Raw genomic sequence first — 17,190 nt, forward strand, 5'->3', positions numbered from 1 at the left:
CACCGGCTTGAGGCCGGCGGCGGCGGCGATTATGGTCCGCCCGCCGCGAGGGCGCGGCCGGGGGATGGTATGGCGCTCGCCAGCATGACGGGTTTTGCACGCACGCAGGGCACCAGCGGCGCGTGGAGCTGGGCCTGGGAACTGAAATCGGTCAACGGCAAGGGGCTCGACGTCCGCCTGCGACTGCCCGCCGGGTGGGAAGGGCTGGAGCCCGGCCTCAAGCAGGCAGCCTCGCGCGTGCTCTCGCGCGGCAACGTCAACGCGAACCTGTCGCTCACCCGCACCGACCCCGGGGTCAGCGTACGCATCAACGAGGATGTGCTGCGCGCGGTCATGTCCTCGGTGCGCCGGGTCGCCACCGATCTCGACGCCCCACCGGTGCGGCTGGAAAGCCTGCTCGGCATCAAGGGCGTGATGGAAGTCTCCGAGGCCGAGGAGAGCGAGGCCGCGCGCCGCGCCGCCGAGCAGTCGGTGATCGCCGGCTTTGAGGCTGCGCTGGCGTCGCTCGCCGCCATGCGCGCGCAAGAGGGAACTGCCCTCGCGGTCGTGCTGGGCGAGCGTCTGGACGGCATCGCGCGGCTCACCGCGGCGGCCGAGGCCAATCCGGCGCGCCGCCCGGAGGCGATCCGCGCCAAGCTCGCCGAGCAGATCCGCACGCTGATGGACACCGGCGCGAATTTCGATCCCGACCGGCTGCATCAGGAGGCACTGATGCTCGCCTCCAAGGTCGACGTGCGCGAGGAACTCGACCGGCTGGTCGCCCATGTCGCGGCCGCCCGCGCCATGCTGGCCGAGGGCGGGGCGGTAGGGCGCAAGCTCGACTTCCTCGCGCAGGAATTCAACCGCGAGACCAACACGCTGTGCTCCAAGGCCAACGACGTGTCGCTGACCGCCATCGGGCTGGAGCTGAAGGGCGTCGTCGAGCAGTTCCGCGAGCAGGTCCAGAACATTGAGTGAGAGCATGACCAGCCCTTCCCAGATTTCCGTTCTCCGTCGCGGGGTGATGCTCGTGCTGTCCTCCCCTTCCGGGGCGGGCAAATCCACCCTCGCGCGCCTGCTTCTGGAGAAGCACCCGGAGATCCATCTTTCGGTCTCGGTGACGACGCGCGACAAGCGTCCCAGTGAGGTGGAAGGCATCCACTACCACTTCATCAAGCGCGAGCGCTTTGAGAAGCTACGTGACGCTGGCGACCTTCTGGAGTCGGCGGAGGTGCATGGCAACTTCTACGGCACGCCGCGCGAAGCGGTGGAGAGCGCGCTCATTGCCGGCAAGGACGTGCTGTTCGATATCGACTACCAGGGTACGCTGCAGCTCTACGACAAGATGCGCAGCGACATTGTGGGCGTGTTCATTCTGCCGCCTTCCGCCACTGAGCTGAAAACGCGGCTGGAGCGCCGGGCAGAGGACGCCTCGGGCGTGATTGAGAAGCGGCTGAAGAACGCGCGCACCGAGATCGCGCACTGGGAACACTACGACTACGTGCTGGTCAACGAGGACCTCGGCGAGACTTTCCGGAGCCTTGAAGCCATCCTCGCAGCCGAGCGCCTGCGCCGCGAGCGCCAGCTCGGCCTGCCGCCGATTGTCGAGCGGCTCGATCAGGAGCTGGCGGCGCTGACGGACTGAGCGCCGCGCAGCGCCAGCCACGCATTGGCGAGCGCGACGAAGCCCTCCACCGGTACGCGCTCGGCCCGCTCGGTCGGCTCGATGCCGGCGGCCGCCAGCAATTCGCCGACGTCCACGCCGAGGCTCTTGAGGCTCTGGCGCAGCATCTTGCGGCGCTGGCCGAAGGCCGCTTCCGTCACCCGCTCCAGCGCCTTCAGCGGGCAGGGCAGGGGTGCCGGGCGCGGCACGATGTGGACGACGGAGGACGTCACCTTCGGCGGTGGCACGAAGGCGGAAGGCGGCACGTCGAAGGCGATGCGCGCCTGCGCCCGCCAGCCGGTGAGGATGGCCAGCCGGCCGTAATGGTCCTCGCCCGGCGCGGCGACGATGCGCTCGGCCACCTCGCGCTGGAACATCAGCGTCAGGCTCTCGAACCAGGGCGGCCACGGATCGGTCGAAAGCCAGCCGATGAGCAGGGGCGTCGCGATATTGTAGGGCAGGTTGGCGATGACGGCGGCGCGCCCGCCCTCCGGCACCAGCGCGCGGTAATCAGCCGCCAGCGCGTCGCCCTCGATGATGTCGAGCCGGTCCGGGTAATGGGCGGCGACCTGCGCCAGTGCCGCGATGCAGCGCGCGTCGCGCTCGATGGCGATCACCTTGCGCGGCCCCAGCGCGAGGATGGCGCGGGTGAGCCCGCCGGGTCCGGGGCCGACCTCGATCACCGTCACCTCGTCGAGCCTCCCGGCGGTGCGGGCGATCTTGGAGGTGAGATTGAGGTCGAGCAGGAAGTTCTGGCCGAGCGACTTGAGCGCGGACAGCCCGTGCTCGCGGATGACCTCGCGAAGGGGAGGCAGGTCGTCGATGCTCATGCCGCGTCCCTCCGGTCAGGCGGGGGGAGCGTCGAGCGCCAGCGCTTCGACCGGCGGGCGCGCGGCGGCGTCGCGGTCGGCGAGGCGCCGGGCGAGGCGCAGCGCCTCGATCAGGCTCGACGGATCGGCCCGGCCGGTGCCGGCGATGTCAAAAGCGGTGCCGTGGTCGGGCGAAGTGCGCACGAAGGGTAGGCCCAGCGTGACATTGACCGCGCGGTCGAAGGCCAGCGCCTTCACCGGCGCCAGCACCTGGTCGTGATAGGCGCCGATGGCGGCATCGTAGGTGGCCCGGGCGGCGGGGTGGAACAGCGTGTCCGCCGGCAGCGGGCCGCGCGCGTCGATGCCGGCACGCCGCAGCGTCTCGACCGCCGGGCGGGTGACGATCTCGTCCTCCTCGCCCAGCGTGCCTTCCTCGCCCGCATGCGGGTTCAGCCCGCAAATGGCAAGGCGCGGCGCGGCGAGCCCGAAGCGGAGCCGGAGATCGCGGTCGACGATGCGGGCGGTCTCGACCAGCAGCGCCTGCGTGAACAGGCGCGGCACATCGGCGAGCGGCACATGGATCGTCGCCGGCACCACCGCCAGCTCCGGCGACCAGATCATCATCACGGGACGAGGCGCCGGCTCGCCGCAGAGATAGGCGAGATACTCGGTGTGGCCGGGAAAAGTGAAGCCGGCGGCGTAGAGCACGGCCTTCGAGATCGGGTTGGTGACGACGGCGGCGGCACGGCCCGCCTGCACCAGCGCGACAGCGGCATCGATCGCGGCACGCGCGGCCGGCGCGCTGCTGGCGTCCGGGCGGCGGGGAGCGGCGGTGACGCGGGGGCCGGCGGCGACCACGGGCAGCGCCTGCGCGAAGAGGCGCTCCGCATCTTCCGGCGCGCATTCGACGACGGGCACGTCAAGTTTCAGCTCCGCCGCCCGCACGCGCAGGAGTTCGGCGTCGCCGGAGACGAAGAAGGCCGGCAGCTCGCGGGCAAGGCGCGCTCGCCACGCCGCCAGGGTGATGTCGGGGCCGATGCCGGCCGGCTCGCCCATCGTCAGGGCGAGGGGCGCGGACGCGGCGGAGGAAGCGACGGGAGGCATGTCAGCGGTACTGGATCATCACGGATTTGCGGGCATCGTCCAGCAGGCGCTTGGAAACCGAGTCGAACTGCTTGTTCTCCAGCTCGGCGCGAATCTCGCGCTTCTGGCTGCTCTCGCCGACGACTTCCCGGCGCGCGCAGACGGCCACCATCTCGACGCCGACGCGGGTGACTTCGGGGGCGGTGAGCTGGCCGATCGGCGTCTCGTCCATCACCTTGCGCACTGGCGCGCTCATATCGGCCGAGGTGCGGATGACGGGATCGCGCACCACCGTCTCGCGCACGCCGCGCGCCGTGGCGACGCCGCTCTCGCAGTCGGTGAAGGCCTTGCGCAGGCTGTTCGCCTCGGCGATGCGCTGCGAGCGCTCGCCGGGGCTGGCCGTGCGGGAGACCACCAGCACGATCTGACGGACGGTGTATTCCGTGGTGCGCTGGGCGCGGGTGAGGTCCTCGCCCTTGCTTTCCAGCGCGGCGAACACGTCGGAATCGCGCACCGTGGCGGCGGAGGAATAGCGGCCGCGCACATAGTTGTTCCACACATAGTCGGCGCGCATCTTTTCCTTGAGCATGCGCGCGTCGAGGCCGGCCTGCGCCAGCGCGGCGGTGAGCTGCTCGGGCGTGCGGCCGGTGCGGGTGCCCATGCGGGCGAACATCTTGTCGATCTCGTCCTTGTCGGCGGTGATGCCGAACCGCTCGGCGGTGACGATCTTGAGGCGCTCGTCGATCAGCTCGTCCAGCGCCTGCTTCTGGGTCGGCGAGCGGCGCTCGGTAAGCTGGGCGAGCTTGATGCGCTGGGCGACGTCGAAGCTGGTGATCGGCTGGCCCTGCACCATGACGAGAATCTGCTGGGCCGCGGCGGGAGCGGGCACCGCGCAAACGGCGCCGAGGAGGGCGAATGCGGAGAGCGCGACGGCGACGGCCCGCGTGGCGACCAGATGACGGCAGATGCGCCAGCCATCCTGAAACCGAGCCCCTGCGAGCATGTCCGTCCCCATCTCCTCAGGCCCGTTGCGCGCGGGCACCGTTTCTTCCCATGGATCGCGCTCTTCTGAGCGGGCGATGTGGCGTCAATGCGACGCCGGCCGTCAGTCGTTGCTCGAACCGGAGCTCGTGCCGAGCTGCGACGAGAAGCCCGCCTCGCCGAGCGTCTTCAGCGAGATCGTCACCAGAAGGGTGTCGACGCGCTCGCGATTGCCGCTCTCGGTGTAGTCCGAGCGGTAGTTGAGCGCGATGCCGAAGCACTCGTCGGCATAGGCGATACCGAGCAGCGTGTAGTCGACCTCGTCGAGGTTCAGATTGTAGCGGGCTCCCGCGCGCACGCTCCAGTTCTCGTTCAGCTTGAGCGTGCCGAGGCCGAGGATGCCCTCGCGCTCGTCGTAATAGCCGAGCTCGGGCTGGGCGGCGTAGAGGCCGTAGAGCGCGGTGACGGTGAGCTTCTCGTTCAGCGTCGCGCGGCCCTCGATCTCGTAGCGCTCGACCGACCAGTCGGCCTCGTCGAAGCGGAAGCGATTGATGACCGAGAAATCCTTGGTCGGCTGGTAGTAGAGGCGCGCGACATAGTCGGACGCATCGGTCTCGAGGCCCGATTCGGCGCCCGTATTGGCCATGTCCTCATAGGCGTAGGAGTTCTGGCCGAAGAGCTTGTAGGACTGGCCGAACAGGGCGTTGATCTGGCCGCCATTGTTGAAGTTGGCGGTGTACTGGATGCCCACATTGGCGCGCCCGCCGCCTTCCACGCGGTCGTAGCCGGAGTATTTGCTGACCTCGAACAGGTTGGTGTCGTCGAAGATCAGGCTCTGTGCGTCTTCGTTCGGGAACCTGCCGATGTCGGTCTCGTCCGGGCGGATGATGACCTGCGCGATCGGCTCGATGGTCTGCGTGCCCCAGCTCTGCGCGGAGATGAAGGGGTAGCGGTATTCGAGGCCGACGGCCGGCATGGCGCGGAAGAGCTGATAGTCGTCGCCGTCGAGCCACGGCGTGTCCTCGGGCTGCCCCTGCACCGAAGCGACGTCGAGCTGCATGTTGAAGAACGGTGTCCACATCTGGCCGGCGTTGTCGATGAAGGTCCGGCGCCAGTCGACGACGCCCGACAGGCGGCTGTAGCTGCCGACCATGCCCCGCATCAGGCAGGCGTCGCGCAGCGTGGCGCCCACCGCCGCGACCCGGGCAGGGTCACACTGGTTGGTCGGGCCGTCATACAGCGTCGGGAAGAGCGGGGCATAGGCGGCCGACGTGGCGCGCAGGTCGATCTCGTCGCGCGTCAGGCTGGTGAAGTTGACGTCGTAGCTGAGCTGGCCGCCGAACACCGTCTCGCCCAGCGTCTTGCTGTAGTCGAGCACGGGATGGATGACCGGCTGCTGCGCCTCGACGTCGTAGGAGGTGAGGCCGGTGAAGTACATGGCCCGCAGGTCGAAATAGCTGCGGTCGCCCTGGCCCACCAGGTAAACCTGCGACGTGACCTCGCGCTTGGTGGCGCTGATCAGGTTGTAATCCTGAAGGAAGGTCTCGTCCGACATCAGCCAGCCGTCCCAACCCCAGTACCAGTTCTGGTTGATGTTGAAACGGCCGTGGGTCTCGACCATGCCGCGCTGGTCGCGATAGCCGGGCAGGGGATCCGGCTGGCCGAAGACGTCCGTTCCCATGAACGCGTCCTTGTCCTGCTGGATGATGCCGGCGGCCCGGATCGAGTAGGTGCCGGTCTCCAGCCGGTGGCGGAACTCGGCGTCGAGCAGCACGCCCTGCTTGGAGACGATCATCGGCGAGAACGTCACGTCCATGTTGGGCGCGATGTTCCAGAAATACGGAATGGTGGCGCCGAAGCCGATCTCGGACGTGTTGACGAACTGCGGAATGAGGAAGCCGGACTTGCGCTTCACGGTCGGGTCCGGCGCTTCCATATAGGGGGCCCAGGCGATCGGGATGCCGAGGAACTCAAGGCGAGCGTCCTCGAAATAGATCGTCTGTTCCTTCTCCTTATGGATGATCTTGGCGGCGCGGATCTGCCACAGCGGCGGCTTCTCCGGCTTTTCCTTACAGGGTTCGCAAGGCGTGTAGGCGCCGCTGGTCAGAACCGTCGTGTCGCCGCCGGAGCGGTCCGCGCGCGCGGCGACGAAATGCATGTCGTCGGCGGTGTCGATGCGCAGCGAATTCACGAAGCCGTCGGCGAAGTCCTGCGACAGGTCGAGATTGTCGGCGGCGATGACGGTGCCGTCCTTGTCCTTGAGGCGCACGCCGCCCTCGGCGCGCAGACGGCTGCCCTTCTGGTCGTAGACCACGCGCTTCGCCTGAAGCACGGCGCCGTCGTAATAGATCTGGACGTTGCCTTCGGCGATGACCTCGTTGCGCGTGTAGTCGTAGACCAGCTCATCGGCGGTCACGAGCATCTTGGCGTTCGGGTCGCTCTGCCGCTTCTCCAGCATGCCGGCGGCCATGGCGGAGGCACCGCCCGGCTGCGTCTGGGCATGCGCACCCGTCGCCAGAGCGAACGCAACCAGCGTGGCGGCTGTCGCCGCGAAGAGCTTCCGACAGGCGGAAGTGTGCAGCCAGCGCGAACGCCGGGAGCCCACCGAATCCGCCTGGCCGGCGATCACGCTGCCGACCTTCATCCGTCCTCCCGGTGAAGCAGGATGAGAACTCCCATCAGTGCTCCAACGACCGCTGGAAACCACGCTGCGATAATGGGATGCACGATCCCGGCCTCGCCAAGGTCTTCGGCGAGCTTGGTAGACACATAAAGCAGAAAGCCGGCTGCGACGCCACCGAGAATCGTCTGGCCGATGCCGCCGAAGCGGAAGACGCGCAGGCTGACGGAGGCCGCGATGAGCACCATCGCCAGCAGCAGCATGGGCCGGGCGAGCAGGCTCTGATACTGCAGCCGATAGCGCTCGACGCCGAAGCCGAGGCGCTTGGCGGCCTCGATGGCGGCCGGCAGATGCCAGAACGGAACGGTATCGCTTTGCAGCGTGTCCTGAACCTGATTCGGCGTGAGATTCGTCGCGAGCATGTACGTATCGTACTCCTGCAACCCTATTGCAGGAGTTAAGACCCGTGCGTTTTCCAGCCGCCACGCGCCGGCATCGAGCACGGCCCGGCGCGCCTCTATGCGCTCCAGCAGCTTGTCGTCCTCGCCGAACAGAAACACGTTGACGCCGGTCAGCACGCGGCCGCCCTCGCTGGTCGCCGCGGCCTGGATGATCGCCTGTCCGTCGATGCTCTGCTGGCGCATCCAGAAGCCGCCGGTGGTCGAGGCGAACAGGCCCGTCTGCCGGTTGAAGATCTCCGCCTCCAGCCGGCTGGCGCGATCCTTGAAGTCGGCCGAGACCGGATTGTAGACGGTTGTGGAAAACACCCCGAGCAGCACCGCGAGCAGGCAGGCGGGCGCGATGAACTGCCAGGCGGAGATGCCCGAGGCGCGGGCCACCACCAGCTCCAGCCGGCGCGACAGGGTGAGGAAGGTGCCGATGGCGCCGAACAGCACCGCGAAGGGCAGGAGCTGCTCGGTGAAATAGGGCACGCGGTAGAACACCAGCAGGATCAGCGTGCCGAAATCGACGTCGCGCTCGCCCACGCGGCGCGACAGCTCCAGCAGGTCGATCAGCATGATCAGGCCCGAGCAGCCCAGGAAGATGCCGAGCACCGAGCTGAGGAAGCGCCGTCCGAAATAGATGCCGAGCGTATGGCCGATCACGTGGCGGCTCCGCTGGCGGGAAAGGATACGCGCGTACTCGTGCTCATGGACGGCCTACTGGACAGTGGCGCGCACGACGCGCTGGGCGAGCTGGTCGAGCCGGCGACGGATCGCCTCCGGCATGCGCGGCTTGAACCGGCCGCTCAGCGAGAGCAGCGAGCCGATGATGAAGAGGATGGGCACGAGATAGACCAGCGGCGCCACTTCGGGCGAGGTGCGCACCTGATTGACCAGGCCGAAGCTCACCACCTGAAGGAAGATGATGAAAGGGGCGGTCGCGGCCAGCGCCAGCCCGCGCCCCTCGCGCGTCGTGCGCGGTTCGGCCAGCGCCGCGCAGGCGATGCTGCAGAAGGCCAGCACATAGAGCGGCAGCGACAGCCGCCGGTGCAGTTCCTCCCGGAAGCGGCCCGCCTCCAGCATGTAGATGAGGTCCTTGGGGTCCGGGTTCAGCAATTCGCGGAAGGAGCGCTCGGGCGCCCGGTAGAGCGTGTTCTCGCCATTCGAGGTAAAGGGCGAGAGGTCGAAGGCGTAGCGCTGGAATTCGACGACGTTGCTGTCGGCCTTGCCGGGCGTGCGCCTGTGGATGGCGCCTTCCTCCAGCACGAGGAAGGTGCCCTCGGGCGAATCGATCACCTGCCCGCGCTCGGCGAGATAGGTGTTGATCTGGTTCGGGTCGCGCGCGTCGTTGATGAAGATGCCGCCCAGCACGCCGTTGGCGTTGCGCTCGCGCACATTGAACACCATGCCCTGTGCGAGCGGGGTGAAGCGGCCGGGTTGGGCGATGAAGGCGACGACGTCCGCCCGCACGCGCGAGATCTCGAAGCGAAACTGGCGCAGCGCTGCCGGCACGAGTTCGAGCGAGAGCGCCGCGCAGCATGCGGCGACGATCAGCGCCAGAATCACCAGCGGCCGCAGGAAGCGCCAGGTCGAGATGCCGGCCGAACTGGCGACCACGATCTCCGAATCGCTGTTCATGCGGAAGAGCGTGTGGGCGACCGCCATGAACAGCGCCGCCGGCGCGAGCCCGAGGATCAGCGCGGGGAGGGCGAGGCTGGTGATGAAGATGAAGGCCAGGATGGTCTGGCCCTGCGAGGTCATGATGTCGAGCTCGCGCAGCGCCTGCGTGACCCAGATCATGGCCGTCAGCACGAGCAGCGTGCCCAGGAACGCAGTCACGGCCGAGCGGAACACGTAGCGGTCCAGGCGGTTCATCGAGCGGCGTTCCCTGCATTCCCTGACGAACGTCCGCCGCCCCGGCGCGACCGTCCTGCGCACGATGAATAATTGGCCGCGCCGCCGGGCGCAAATCGGGCGGAGCGGCGTCCGCCGCAAGGCCGTTTGAGTCTCGTCGCCCGGCCTTCCTTCGGCTAAAGAGAAAGGGAACTCCGCCGAGCCCCAATCAAGGTGCGAAAATGCCCGATAGCGTGAAGATCAGTTTCGCCAAGCTCCCGACCTCCCTGGAAGGGATCGTCGTGCTCCTCGCCACCGAGCCGGTCGAGGGCGACGAGCCGGCCTTCGCTCCCGCCGTCGAGGCGCTGCTCGCCCCGGCGGGCGACCTCGTGCGCCGCGCCGCGCAGGCGGACCGCTTCACCGGCAAGTCGGGCAAGGCGCTGGAGATCGTCGCGCCGGCCGGGCTCGATGCCGCCCGTCTCATCGTCGTGGGCGTGGGCAGGCCCTCGGAGCTGAAGACATTCGACTGGCTCAAGCTCGGCGGCTCCATCTTCGGGCGCCTGCCGGCCTCGGCCAAGGAGGTTGGTCTCGTGCTGGCGCTGCCGGGCGGCGAGGTTCCCGCCGAGGCGGCGGCTGAACTCGCGCTCGGCCTGCGCCTGCGCGCCTATTCCTTCGACCGCTACAAGACGAAGAAGAAGCCCGACGAGGCGACGCCGAAGCCGAAGGCGACTCTCTATATAGAGGACGACGCGGCGGCCAAGCGCGCCTGGAAGAAGCGCGAGGGCATCGGCGAGGGCGTAGTGATCGCCCGCGACCTGGTGAACGAGCCGGCCAACGTGCTCACCCCCACCGAGTTCGCCAAGCGCGCCGGCGACCTCGCCAAGGTCGGCGTCGATGTCGAGGTTCTCGGTGAGAAGGAGCTGAAGAAGCTCGGCATGGGTGCGCTGCTCGGCGTCGGGCAGGGCTCCGAGCAGCAGAGCTACGTCGTGGTGATGCGCTGGAACGGCGGCAAGGCGGGCGAAGCGCCGGTCGCCTTCGTCGGCAAGGGCGTCGTGTTCGACACCGGCGGCATCTCGATCAAGCAGGCCGCCGGCATGGAGGACATGAAGGGTGACATGGCGGGCGCCGCCTGCGTGGTCGGCCTCATGCATGCCCTCGCCAGCCGCAAGGCGAAGGTCAACGCCGTGGGCCTGATCGGTCTCGTCGAGAACATGCCGGACGGCAACGCCCAGCGCCCCGGCGACATCGTCACCTCCATGTCCGGCCAGACCATCGAGATCATCAACACCGACGCCGAGGGCCGCCTCGTACTCGGCGACGTGCTCTGGTACGCCAAGGAGCGCTTCAAGCCGCAGTTCATGGTCGACCTCGCCACGCTGACCGGCGCCATCATCGTGGCGCTGGGCACCGAGCATGCCGGCCTGTTCTCCAACAGCGACTCGCTGGCCGAGCGGCTGACCGAATCGGGCCTCGCCACCGGCGAGAAGGTGTGGCGCCTGCCGCTCTCGGCCGAATACGACAAGCTGATCGATTCGAAATTCGCCGACATGAAGAACACCGGCGGCCGGTTCGGCGGCTCGATCACCGCCGCGCAGTTCATCCAGCGATTCGTCGGCGACGTGCCGTGGGCGCATCTCGACATCGCCGGCACCGGCATGTCCTCGCCCGCCAGCGAGTTCAACCGGAGCTGGGGCTCGGGCTGGGGCGTGCGCCTGCTCGATAACCTGGTCGCCCGCCACTACGAATCCTGACGGCGGTCCGCATCCCGGAGGGTCGTCATCCCGGCCTGAGGCGACGCCGCAGGGCCGGGATCGTTCCCCGAATCGTCACGCGATCCCGGCTCGGCCTGCGGCCGTCCGGGATGACGGCAGGAAGAACCGATGACGGACGTGTTCTTCTATCATCTGCAGAGCCGGCCGCTCGAAGCGGCACTGCCGCAGCTTCTGGAGAAGTGCCTGGAGCGCGGCTGGCGCTGCGCCGTCCAGTCGGGGGCGCCCGAGCGCATCGAGGCGCTCGACCAGCTCCTGTGGACCTACGACGAGGCCGCCTTCCTGCCGCATGGCACGGATCGCCAGCCCGATCCGGCCCGCCAGCCGATTCTGCTCACCACCGCCGAATCGAATCAGAATGGCGCGGCGGTGCGATTCCTGATCGACGGCGCCGCGATTCCCGACCCTTCCGCCTATACGCGCGTGATTCACCTCTTCGACGGCAACGATTCCGAAGCGCTTGAGCGCGCGCGCGAAGCATGGCGCGCGGCGCGCGCCGGCGGGCACGAGGTGGCCTACTGGCAGCAGGGGGCGGACGGGCGCTGGGTGCGGCGGTGATCGGGCGGGACGCGGGCAGCCACGGTCACATTTCAGGCCGCGCAGGCTCGAACGTGATCGGGCGCGTGTTCCGTTAAGGCTTGATTTACCAAGGTTTTCACTGGGGCCTTCGCCAGCCGCGCCGCTAACCGGCTACCTCGTGAAAATTGTGTCTCGATGGCAACACATCGTTGCGGAATAGCCCTCAGGGGCACTTTGCGGCCACTTTCGCTTTGCACCGCAGGATCGTTTCGAACAGTATCGCTGTGGATGCCGCGCCCTGCGGCGGGTCCTGACAATCGAAAACCCAACATTGGTCCAATTTGGGGGAGAATGAAGTGAAGACGGTCATCAAGAATGTGCTGCTCGGCTCGGTTGCCGGGCTTGCCATGGTCGGGACTGCTGCGGCGGCCGATCTGCCTGTGAAGGCGAAGGCTGCGGAATACGTGAAGGTCTGCTCCGCTTACGGCGCTGGCTTCTACTACATTCCGGGCACCGATACCTGCCTGAAGGTCGGCGGCTACGTGACCGCTGACGTCTACTACACCGACGTCAAGTTCACCGAGCGCCTCAACGGCTTCGACACCGGCGCCGTTGATCCGGACGGGGAAAGCTACTTCCAGACCCGCGCCGCGATCCAGCTCGACGCCCGCACTCAGACCGAGTACGGCACGCTGCGTTCGTACATCGAAGCCCGCTTCGAGTACGGCGAGTCCTACGGCTTCGGCCAGAACGCCAACACCGGCGACGCCGGGCTGGTGTTCTCGGACAACAGCATCAACGACGCCTACCTGAAGTTCGGCTACATCCAGTTCGCCGGCTTCACCTTCGGTAAGGCCACTTCGGCGTTCGACTTCTGGGCGGGCGACGGCTGGCTCGGCATCGAGCCGGGTAACTACTACTCGGACGTGACCCCGAACCTGGTGTCGTACACTGCTGACTTCGGCAACGGCTTCTCGGCGACCATCTCGCTCGAAGACGCCTATGCCCGTGAGAGCAACATCGACAACTACATCATTCTCGATGGCCAGCAGGTTCCGGACATCGTCGCCAACATTGCCTACGAAGGCAGCTGGGGCGCGTTCAAGGTGTCGGGCGCCTATCACAACAACGGCGATTACGGCATCCTCCCGTATGGCGGTGATGCTGAGCTCGATCCGTGGTACGTGACCGGCAGCGACGACGGCTGGGCGGTTCTCGCCGGTGTCCGCTTCGACATCGCTGAGACCACCACCCTGTACGTTGAAGGCACCTACGCCAAGGGCGCTTCGGGCTATCTCGGCCTCGCCAGCACCCTGCCGAACGTCGACTTCTACGGCGATGCCGTCGGCGGCTGGTACATCGGTGGCGCCCTCATCCACTACTGGACCCCCACCGTCTTCACCGGCGTGGTCGGCAGCTACACCGAGAGCGACAGCTTCTCGACCGGCTTCTTCGACAGCGCTTCGTTCAGCGGCTACAACGTCGGCGTCAACATCGGCTGGCAGCCGGTCAAGGGCCTGACCCTTGCCCTGCAGTACGACTACCTGAACGCCGATTGGGACTACGCTGGCGGCACCACCTTCGAGGACTTCTACACCGCCTCGACGACTGCCGATCAGAACCGCATCATGTTCTCGGCGAAGCGCAGCTTCTGATCTCTGCCGAGATCCTTCTACGGAAAGCCCCGGCCTTGTGCCGGGGCTTTTTGCATTTGGGGCCGGCCTTATGGCGGCCTGTCCTGAAGGCGACAGGGTGGCGATGCCGGCAGATTAACGACGCTCGCGGAATGTGCAGGGGCGTCCACGGGCCCTGCGGCCCTCGTGGCTCCGCGGCTGTGCCGTCCGCGCGAAGTCCATACCTCGACGCGCCTACGCTCTCGCGAAATCCTGAATCGAGCGTTCGCCTTGGGCCGGAAGCGCCCGGCAGCCGCAATCAGGCCGGTTGTCACGGCCAGCTTGGGCTCGCTCAGGCCATGGCGGCGTCGAGCGCGGCGGAATGCTCCAGCCATTCCTCTTCCACGCGCGCCAGGGCGCTCGCGGCCTCCGCGCGTTCGCGGGCGAGGCGCTGAGCCTCGGCCGGCTGCTTCACATAGAGGCTCTCGTCGGCGAGCTTCGCGTCGAAGGCGGCGATGCGGCCCTCCAGCTTCGCCATCGCGGCTTCCGCATCCTTGATCTTGCGGCGCAGCGGCGCGGTCTCGGCGCGCCGGTCGGCCGCCTGCCGGCGCTCGTCCGCGCGCGTGCCGCCGGCCTCCTTGCGCTGCGCCGAGGCGGTGCGGCCGACGACCAGCTTCTGGTATTCGTCGAGATCTCCCTCATAGGGGCGCACCGTTCCCTCGGCGACCAACCAGAGCCGCTCGGCGCTGGCGTCGAGCAGCGAGCGGTCGTGGCTGATCAGGATCACCGCACCGGGAAAGTCGTTGATCGCTTCGGTCAGCGCCTGCCGCGCGGCGATGTCGAGATGGTTGGTCGGCTCGTCGAGGATGAGCAGATGCGGCCCGTGAAAGGCGGCGAGGCCGAGCAGCAGCCGCGCCTTCTCGCCGCCCGAGAGTGCGGAGATCGTCGTGTTGGCCGCCGGCCCGGAAAAGCCCATTTCGGCGGCGCGCGAGCGCACCTTCGCTTCGGGCGCGTCGGGCATCAGCCGGCGCACATGGTCGTACACCGTCTCGGCGGCCACGAGTTCGTCGAGCTGGTGCTGCGCGAGATAGGCAATCTCAAGCCCCGCCGCGCGCACCATGCTGCCGGAAAGCGGCGCCAGCCGCCCTGAGATCAGCTTGGCGAAGGTCGACTTGCCGTTGCCGTTCGGGCCGAGCAGGGCGATGCGGTCGTCATGGTCGATGCGCAGCGTCAGCCCCTTCAGCACCGCACGCCCGTCATAGCCGGCGGACACCCCGTCCAGCGTCAGGATCGGCGGGGAGGGGATGCGTTCGGGATGGCGGATCGAGATCGCCGCCGCCGCCTCGCCCACCATCTCGGCGATCGGCGCCATGCGCGCCAGCGCCTTGAGGCGGGACTGCGCCTGCCGCGCCTTGGTCGCCTTGGCGCGGAAGCGCTCGACGAAGGCCTCCATATGCTTGCGTTTGGCTTCCTGTTTCGCCCGCGCCTTCTGGTCGACCGCCTGCTTGTCCGCCCGCTGCCGCTCGAAGGAATCGTAGCCGCCGCGCCAGAGAGTGAGCTTGCCCTGGTCGAGATGCAGGATGAAGGAGACGGATTCGTTCAGCAGTTCGCGGTCGTGGCTGACGATCAGCACGGTGCGGGGATAGCGCGCGAGATAGTCCTGTAGCCAGAGCGTGCCTTCGAGGTCGAGATAGTTGGTCGGCTCGTCCAGCAGCAGCAGGTCCGGCTCGGCGAACAGGATGGCGGCAAGCGCCACCCGCATGCGCCATCCGCCGGAGAATTCCGAACAGGGCCGCTGCTGCGCCGCCTCGTCGAAGCCGAGGCCGGAGAGGATGCGGGCGGCCCGCGCCGGCGCGGCATGGGCGTCGATGTCGACGAGGCGCAGTTCGATCTCGGCAATGCGCCCGGCGTCGGTGGCGCTCTCGCGCTCCTTCAGCAGGCTCGCGCGCTCGGTGTCGGCGGCGAGCACCACATCGATCAGCCGCTCCGGCCCGGCCGGGGCCTCCTGCGCGACCTGCCCGATGCGCGCGCCGTTGGGAATGCGGATGTCGCCGCTCTCCAGCGCCGTGTCGCCGGTGATGGCGCGGAACAGCGTGGTCTTGCCGGCGCCGTTGCGCCCGACCATGCCGACACGCGCACCGTCCGGAATGGCGGCGGTGGCATGGTCGATCAGCAGCCGTCCGGCGATGCGCAGGCTTATGTCATTGAACAGGATCATGCGCGTCTTGTGCCGCGCGGACGTGCCGCGGGCAAGGGGGACATGGGGGCGGGGCGGCGCCGAAGGGCAGCGGTGCGCCGCATGCGCCTTGCGCAACGGAATGTCTCTTTACACCCGTCCATAAATATCCACTATATCAATAGACTAATCGATTGCCGTAGGAAATGGGGAGGCTCCGCATGTGCGTTCCGGGATGTCAGGAAGTGGTGACGCAGCGGCTTTCGCGCCGCAATCTGTTCAGGGGCGCGGCGGGCATGGCGGCGGTCGCCGCCTTCTCCTCGACGCCGGTGGCCGGCGCCTTCGCCGCGCCGGTCAGCTTCACCCGGGTGGTGGACCTCACCCATGTGCTCGATCCCGCCTTCCCAACCTTCTTCGGCAAGCCGCAGCTTGAGGTCCGCAAGCTCTTCACCTTCGACAAGGACGGCTTCAATCTCAACGAATGGGTGGTGAACGAGCACACCGGCACCCATCTCGACACGCCCTTCCACTTCTCGAAGGATGGCCTGAGCGCGGATGCGCTGGCGATCGAGACGCTGGTCGTGCCGCTGGCGGTGGTGGACGTCTCCGCGAAAGCCGCCGCGAACCCGGACTACCAACTCGTCGCCGCGGATCTTGACGCCTGGGAGGCGGCGAACGGCCCGCTTCCGGCCGGCGTCGCGCTGGCGCTCTACTCGGGCTGGGAGAAGAAACTCGGCACGGACGGGTTCCGCAACGCGGACGCGGCGGGCGTCCTGCATTTCCCCGGCTTCCATCCCGATCTCGCCGCCGTACTGGCGCGGAAGGGCGCCTCGGGCGTCGTGGTCGACACGCTCTCGCTGGACCACGGGGCGTCGAAGGACTTCGCCTTCCATTACAAATGGCTGGGTTCGGGCCGCTGGGGCGTCGAGGCGGCGGCCAATCTCGGCGCGCTGCCGCCGAAGGGGGCGACGCTGGTCGTCGGCGGGCCGAAGATCAAGGGCGCGAGCGGCGGGCCGAGCCGGGTGCTGGCGCTGGTGTGAGGCGACGCAGGCCTTCGTCCGCCGGCTTAGTCCGGCCGGGCGAGGCCGGTTTCGCGGTGGAACATCAAAAGGTCCAGCGAGGGCGTGGCGTCATTGCCGAGGAAACCGCTGATCAGCGCGTGCGCCTGCCCGCGATGATGGGTCTGGTGGTTGAACAGATGGTCGAGCACCGTCGACAGAGGCTGCACGAAGGGATCGCCGCGCGAGTTGCGGTAGTGCAGTTCGCCCGCCAGCTCGGCCTCGCCGAGACCGCCGACCACCTCCGCGATGCGGCGGTCCTCCTCCCGGCGCGCCTGCGCGAGCGCGGGACAGTCCTCGAACAATATGGTGTCGAGCGCCGTCGGCGCCTCGCCGGTGCCGGTGATGCGGCGCATCCAGATGCGGTCGGTGGTCAGAAGGTGGTTGAGCGTCCCGTGCACCGAGCCGAAGAACGCGCCCCGCTCGGCCCGGTAGGCTGCATCGTCGAGCCGCGCCGCCGCGTCATGGAGGCGGCGATTGGCCCAGCTATTATAGGCGGCGAAGTCGCGGTAGCGACGCAGAAACAGTTCGGCGGGGGTCATCGGCAGCCTCGGCGCGTGGCGCGCGGACGGTCCCGTTCGCGCCGGGCGATCCTGCGACAGCCGAGCGGCGACTTCAAATTCACAGTCGTGATGGTGCCGATC

Annotated in this window: 14 protein-coding genes; 6 read left to right on the forward strand and 8 right to left on the reverse strand. The window is 68.0% G+C overall.

Features of this window, described 5'->3' with window-relative positions; translation table 11 throughout:
- Window positions 1–69 precede the first annotated feature (69 nt).
- Together MWN33_RS11985 and gmk are read left to right on the forward strand one after the other, a co-directional pair.
- Window positions 70–957 carry a YicC/YloC family endoribonuclease gene (locus tag MWN33_RS11985; protein WP_247200995.1) on the forward strand — a complete coding sequence of 296 codons (888 nt, stop codon included), beginning with the start codon at window positions 70–72 and terminating at the stop codon, window positions 955–957.
- A gap of 4 nt (window positions 958–961) precedes the next feature.
- Window positions 962–1,624 (forward strand): guanylate kinase, encoded by a 663-nt coding sequence (gene gmk, locus MWN33_RS11990; RefSeq protein WP_247200996.1) that lies wholly within the window; start codon window positions 962–964, stop codon window positions 1,622–1,624.
- Here gmk and rsmA read toward each other — a convergent pair.
- The 6 genes from rsmA to lptF all read right to left on the reverse strand — a co-directional run bounded on the left by rsmA (window position 1,597) and on the right by lptF (window position 9,453).
- Entirely contained in the window at window positions 1,597–2,472 is an 876-nt protein-coding gene (gene rsmA / locus MWN33_RS11995) for a 16S rRNA (adenine(1518)-N(6)/adenine(1519)-N(6))-dimethyltransferase RsmA (protein WP_247200999.1), read from the reverse strand. The genes gmk and rsmA overlap by 28 nt on opposite strands.
- A 15-nt stretch (window positions 2,473–2,487) precedes the next feature.
- Window positions 2,488–3,555 (reverse strand): 4-hydroxythreonine-4-phosphate dehydrogenase PdxA, encoded by a 1,068-nt coding sequence (gene pdxA, locus MWN33_RS12000; RefSeq protein WP_247201000.1) that lies wholly within the window; start codon window positions 3,553–3,555, stop codon window positions 2,488–2,490.
- A gap of 1 nt (window position 3,556) precedes the next feature.
- Window positions 3,557–4,537, reverse strand: a complete 981-nt coding sequence (locus MWN33_RS12005) for a SurA N-terminal domain-containing protein (protein WP_247201001.1) — start codon at window positions 4,535–4,537, stop codon at window positions 3,557–3,559.
- A 102-nt stretch (window positions 4,538–4,639) separates the two neighbouring features.
- Entirely contained in the window at window positions 4,640–7,159 is a 2,520-nt protein-coding gene (locus MWN33_RS12010; protein ID WP_247201002.1) for an LPS-assembly protein LptD, read from the reverse strand.
- Entirely contained in the window at window positions 7,156–8,241 is a 1,086-nt protein-coding gene (gene lptG / locus MWN33_RS12015) for an LPS export ABC transporter permease LptG (protein ID WP_247201003.1), read from the reverse strand. The genes MWN33_RS12010 and lptG overlap by 4 nt, the downstream gene beginning before the upstream one ends.
- Window positions 8,242–8,295: 54 nt before the next feature.
- Entirely contained in the window at window positions 8,296–9,453 is a 1,158-nt protein-coding gene (lptF, locus tag MWN33_RS12020) for an LPS export ABC transporter permease LptF (protein WP_247201005.1), read from the reverse strand.
- 200 nt (window positions 9,454–9,653) lie between these two features.
- On the opposite strand from lptF, the gene MWN33_RS12025 reads away from it, so the two are divergent.
- From MWN33_RS12025 to MWN33_RS12035, 3 genes are all read left to right on the forward strand, one after another.
- Window positions 9,654–11,162, forward strand: a complete 1,509-nt coding sequence (locus MWN33_RS12025) for a leucyl aminopeptidase (protein WP_247201010.1) — start codon at window positions 9,654–9,656, stop codon at window positions 11,160–11,162.
- A gap of 129 nt (window positions 11,163–11,291) precedes the next feature.
- Window positions 11,292–11,738, forward strand: a complete 447-nt coding sequence (locus MWN33_RS12030; RefSeq protein ID WP_247201013.1) for a DNA polymerase III subunit chi — start codon at window positions 11,292–11,294, stop codon at window positions 11,736–11,738.
- A 317-nt stretch (window positions 11,739–12,055) separates the two neighbouring features.
- Window positions 12,056–13,354, forward strand: coding sequence for a porin (locus MWN33_RS12035; protein ID WP_247201016.1), 1,299 nt, complete (start codon window positions 12,056–12,058; stop codon window positions 13,352–13,354).
- A 310-nt stretch (window positions 13,355–13,664) separates the two neighbouring features.
- Here MWN33_RS12035 and MWN33_RS12040 read toward each other — a convergent pair whose 3' ends face one another.
- Window positions 13,665–15,530: an ABC-F family ATP-binding cassette domain-containing protein gene (locus MWN33_RS12040; protein WP_247201017.1), complete on the reverse strand. Its 1,866-nt coding sequence runs from the start codon at window positions 15,528–15,530 to the stop codon at window positions 13,665–13,667.
- Between the two features lie 179 nt (window positions 15,531–15,709).
- Here MWN33_RS12040 and MWN33_RS12045 point away from each other — a divergent pair, with 179 nt between their 5' ends.
- Window positions 15,710–16,528: a cyclase family protein gene (locus MWN33_RS12045; RefSeq protein ID WP_247201018.1), complete on the forward strand. Its 819-nt coding sequence runs from the start codon at window positions 15,710–15,712 to the stop codon at window positions 16,526–16,528.
- A 26-nt stretch (window positions 16,529–16,554) separates the two neighbouring features.
- On the opposite strand, the gene MWN33_RS12050 is transcribed toward MWN33_RS12045, so the two are convergent.
- On the reverse strand, window positions 16,555–17,088 hold the full coding sequence (locus MWN33_RS12050) for a DinB family protein (protein WP_247201020.1): 534 nt from the start codon (window positions 17,086–17,088) through the stop codon (window positions 16,555–16,557).
- Between the last annotated feature and the right edge of the window lie 102 nt (window positions 17,089–17,190).

Source organism: Ancylobacter koreensis (genome assembly GCF_023016525.1).
GTDB lineage: Bacteria > Pseudomonadota > Alphaproteobacteria > Rhizobiales > Xanthobacteraceae > Ancylobacter > Ancylobacter koreensis.

What these genes read in the sequence shown, in the direction of transcription:
- MWN33_RS11985 (WP_247200995.1), top strand. Translation starts at nt 70, where the DNA reads ATGGCGCTCGCCAGCATGACGGGTTTTGCACGCACGCAGGGCACCAGC.
- gmk (WP_247200996.1), top strand. Translation starts at nt 962, where the DNA reads ATGACCAGCCCTTCCCAGATTTCCGTTCTCCGTCGCGGGGTGATGCTC.
- rsmA (WP_247200999.1), bottom strand. Translation starts at nt 2,472, where the DNA reads ATGAGCATCGACGACCTGCCTCCCCTTCGCGAGGTCATCCGCGAGCAC.
- pdxA (WP_247201000.1), bottom strand. Translation starts at nt 3,555, where the DNA reads ATGCCTCCCGTCGCTTCCTCCGCCGCGTCCGCGCCCCTCGCCCTGACG.
- MWN33_RS12005 (WP_247201001.1), bottom strand. Translation starts at nt 4,537, where the DNA reads ATGCTCGCAGGGGCTCGGTTTCAGGATGGCTGGCGCATCTGCCGTCAT.
- MWN33_RS12010 (WP_247201002.1), bottom strand. Translation starts at nt 7,159, where the DNA reads ATGAAGGTCGGCAGCGTGATCGCCGGCCAGGCGGATTCGGTGGGCTCC.
- lptF (WP_247201005.1), bottom strand. Translation starts at nt 9,453, where the DNA reads ATGAACCGCCTGGACCGCTACGTGTTCCGCTCGGCCGTGACTGCGTTC.
- MWN33_RS12025 (WP_247201010.1), top strand. Translation starts at nt 9,654, where the DNA reads ATGCCCGATAGCGTGAAGATCAGTTTCGCCAAGCTCCCGACCTCCCTG.
- MWN33_RS12030 (WP_247201013.1), top strand. Translation starts at nt 11,292, where the DNA reads ATGACGGACGTGTTCTTCTATCATCTGCAGAGCCGGCCGCTCGAAGCG.
- MWN33_RS12040 (WP_247201017.1), bottom strand. Translation starts at nt 15,530, where the DNA reads ATGATCCTGTTCAATGACATAAGCCTGCGCATCGCCGGACGGCTGCTG.
- MWN33_RS12045 (WP_247201018.1), top strand. Translation starts at nt 15,710, where the DNA reads ATGTGCGTTCCGGGATGTCAGGAAGTGGTGACGCAGCGGCTTTCGCGC.
- MWN33_RS12050 (WP_247201020.1), bottom strand. Translation starts at nt 17,088, where the DNA reads ATGACCCCCGCCGAACTGTTTCTGCGTCGCTACCGCGACTTCGCCGCC.